This is a genomic window from Gordonia otitidis NBRC 100426 (assembly GCF_000248075.1).
GTDB lineage: Bacteria > Actinomycetota > Actinomycetes > Mycobacteriales > Mycobacteriaceae > Gordonia > Gordonia otitidis.
In genome coordinates this window covers 1-3,411 of the sequence record NZ_BAFB01000040.1, presented here as the reverse complement: position 1 = coordinate 3,411, position 3,411 = coordinate 1, and the positions used below count along the sequence as shown (strand labels likewise).

At 64.9% G+C, this 3,411-nt stretch carries 3 protein-coding genes and 1 pseudogene; 3 read left to right on the top strand and 1 reads right to left on the bottom strand.

Translation table 11 applies throughout. The features are described 5' to 3' along the window. The 3 genes from GOOTI_RS04295 to GOOTI_RS04285 form a co-directional block, all read left to right on the top strand. On the top strand, positions 1–516 hold a 516-nt coding region (locus tag GOOTI_RS04295), incomplete at its 5' end, for a Rossmann-fold NAD(P)-binding domain-containing protein (protein ID WP_007237347.1). A 215-nt stretch (positions 517–731) separates the two neighbouring features. Continuing rightward, a complete protein-coding gene (locus GOOTI_RS04290) occupies positions 732–1,889 on the top strand; it encodes a lysophospholipid acyltransferase family protein (protein WP_007237346.1) in 1,158 nt (385 codons plus the stop codon). 159 nt (positions 1,890–2,048) lie between these two features. Next, positions 2,049–3,212: a zinc-binding dehydrogenase gene (locus GOOTI_RS04285; RefSeq protein WP_007237345.1), complete on the top strand. Its 1,164-nt coding sequence runs from the start codon at positions 2,049–2,051 to the stop codon at positions 3,210–3,212. 64 nt (positions 3,213–3,276) lie between these two features. Here GOOTI_RS04285 and GOOTI_RS26630 read toward each other — a convergent pair. Continuing rightward, positions 3,277–3,411: pseudogene (locus tag GOOTI_RS26630) on the bottom strand (HAD family hydrolase); the annotation flags it as partial.

The following is a 3,411-nucleotide window of genomic DNA, read 5'->3' as shown; positions in this document are numbered from 1 at the left end:
ATCATGCGACTGCAGGCGTTGCTCGGTCCGCGAATCAACACCAGGATGAGTTCCTATCTTTCGCTCCCGGTGGTCCCCACGGTCATCGGCTACCAGCCGAGATTGCAATTTCTGCACGAAGAGGACGCGCTCGCGGCAATGGAGCATGTGACGTTGCGTGGGAAGCCGGGAACTTTCAACATCGCAGGTGACGGAGTGGTCACGTTGACCCAGGCGATTCGACGCGTCGGGCACGTCGAGTTGCCCGTGTTGGGCGGACTGCTCGCTCCGATCACCGGGGTGATGCAGAACCTCCGGTCGGCCCGCCTGCGGTCATCGCAGACCGAATTCCTCACGTACGGAAGGGTTCTCGACACCACGAGGATGCGCACAGAACTCGGCTTCGCTCCACGGTATTCGACGCTCGAGACGCTCGACGACTTCGTCGAGCGCAGTGGTGTGACCCCTGTGATCGCACCGGACACCTGGCGAAAAGCCGAACGGCAGGTTGTCTCGGCAGCCCATCGGCTCGCCTGAAAAAATCCTCAGATAAATCGCACAGAGTGTCCGTTCTAGCGATCAATTTGAATGCTCGATTTGATCGAATCAATGAGAATGCAAATACCGGGGTGCAACGTGCACTATGCGAGGCGAACCCGTAAACTCGGACGTCAGACCTGGTTGGTTGACGCAGCGAAACCAGGCGCGCCCTCCCCGTTCTTCTGCGTCGAACCCGTTGGGGGTGGAACAATTTGTCGAATCACGTGACGTCGTCCGGTGATGCACGCACGGCCAAGGTGATTCAGCTGTACGCGGGGTCGGGGGCAGCCATCGAGGCCTCTCGTCGCGGACACCCGGGCGCATCTGCCGATCAGGGGCGGCATCGTCACCCCAGTCAGCAGGCGACAGCGCCGTCGAATGTCGGCCACCCCAACACCGACGGCTTCGGCACGACGCCTGCGGCGGTCACGCCCATCAACGACGACGTGGCCCTCGAGACCGCAGCGCTCGGTGTCGAGCAGCGCGGGCCCGCGCGCAGCCCACTGTTCAGTCTCGGCGGTATCCGCGGAGCTGTGGCTGATTCACTCACCGCCACAGCGGGTTTCATCCGTGAGCGGATGACGGGAGACTACGAGGTCGACGACTTCGGTTTCGACCCGCATTTCACCGATTCCGTCTGGTTTCCTGCGATACGTCAGGTGTACGAGAAGTGGTTCCGCGTCGAGGTGACCGGCATCGAGAACCTACCCGTCACCGGGGGTGCGCTGCTCGTCGCCAATCACGCCGGTGCGCTCCCGGTCGACGCGCTGATGACGAGTCTGGCCGTCCACGACAACCACCCCACCGGTCGGTATCTGCGAATCCTGGCCGCCGACATGGCTTTTGACACCCCGGGCGTCAGTGAGGTCGCTCGTCGGATCGGTGCGACGCTGGCATGCACCAACGACGCCGACCGCCTGCTGCGGCAGGGTGAACTGACCGCGGTGTGGCCAGAGGGTTACAAGGGGATCGGCAAGCTCTACAAGGACCGGTACAAGTTGGCGCGGTTCGGTCGCGGTGGTTTCGTCACCACCGCACTGCGCAACGCGACGCCCATCGTCCCGGTGTCCATCGTCGGGTCGGAGGAGATCTACCCGATGCTCGCCGACCTCAAACCGATCGCCCGCATCCTCGGGTTGCCCTATCTGCCCGTCACGCCGACGTTCCCGCTGCTCGGACCGCTCGGTCTGGTTCCGTTGCCGTCGAAGTGGCACATCCACTTCGGGCGTCCGATCGAAACCGGCGGGTACGACGAGTCGTCGGCCGACGATCCGATGGTCGTCTTCGATCTCACCGACCACGTGCGCGAGGAGATCCAGCAGACGCTGTTCCGCATGCTGAGCCGCCGCGGCAGCGTCTACTTCGGCTGACTCGCTTCCGGGGCCCGGGGCGGTCCTCGGCGCGCTCGTCACGTCGAGATCTCGGGAATCCTCGCCCGGCGAGATGCTGGTCACACGCATCTGGCACAGTGTCCGGTAGAACGTGGCAACGAACGTTGCTATGAAACGCCGCCGGAGGAGAGGAAGCCGATGCGTGCAGTCGTGTGTCACGAGGGCGAGCTGAGCGTCGAGGAGATCGAGACGCCGAAACCCGGGCCGGGCCAGGTACTGCTGAAGGTGGTGCGCACCGGTATCTGCGGCTCTGACCTGCATGCGCGTACCCACAGCGACGACACCGCCGACGTCACCGCAGAGGTCGGCTACGACCGCTTCATGCGCTCCACCGATCACGTCGTGATGGGGCACGAGTTCATCGGCGAGGTCGCGTCCTACGGTCCGAAATGTCGCAAGAAGTGGGCGCCGGGCACGCTGGTCGCTGCGCTGCCGATCATCAAGCACGGCGACACCGAGCACCTGGTGGGTCTCAGCGCCGACGCGCCGGGTTCGTACGCCGAGTACGTCGTGGTGTCCGAGGACATGACGATGCCGGTGCCCGACGGTGTGCCGATCGACCATGCCGCACTGACCGAGCCGCTGTCGGTGGCGGTGCACGCGGTCAACCGTGGAGACGTGAGCAAACGCGACGTCGCCGTTGTCGTCGGGTGTGGCCCTATCGGACTGTCGGTGATCCTGGTCCTCAAGGCCAAGGGTGTGAAGACGGTCATCGCCTCCGATCTGTCAGCCGGTCGTCGAGACCTCGCCCGGCGTTGCGGCGCCGACATAGTCGTCGACCCGAAGGTCGAATCCCCTTGGGACATCGCCGCGAAGAAGGGCAAGTACCTCACGCGCACCGGCCAACTGCTCGACACCGCGTTCACGGCGATGCGCATCCTGCGCCGGGTACCGGGCCTGCCGTGGTGGCGGGTCATCGCACTCGGCGACAAGATCGGTGCAACGCCGAAGGGGCCGGTGGTGTTCGAGTGCGTCGGCGTACCGGGGATGATCGAGAACATCGTGTCGGGGGTTCCGCTGCGGTCACGCATCGTCGTGGTCGGCGTCTGTATGGAACTCGACCGGTTCCGTCCGGCCATGGCGATCAACAAAGAAGTCGACCTCCGGTTCGTGATCTACTACGACCCGGCGGAGTTCCGCACCGCCCTGCACCTCATCGCCGACGGCAGGGTCGACGTCACGCCGCTGGTCACCGGAGTAGTCGGGTTCGACGCTGTCGCAGGGGTTTTCGACGTCCTCGGCGGTGCCGAGCACCACGCGAAGGTGCTCATCGATCCGTCGAGTTCCGTCGCCTCACTCTGAGGCGCGACCGCTTCACGCCACGTACGTCGCGGGTCGGCTCATCTCATCGGTACTGCGCGACTGCTCAGCCCTTGTTGCGCAGCAGCTTCAGCGCCCCTGCGCCCGCGGCGCCTGCGGCCCCGACGACGAGCGCCGTCGACGCCCCGTACTTCGCGGCCTTGCGTGCGGTGCGGAAGTCGTACATCTCCCAACCGCGTAC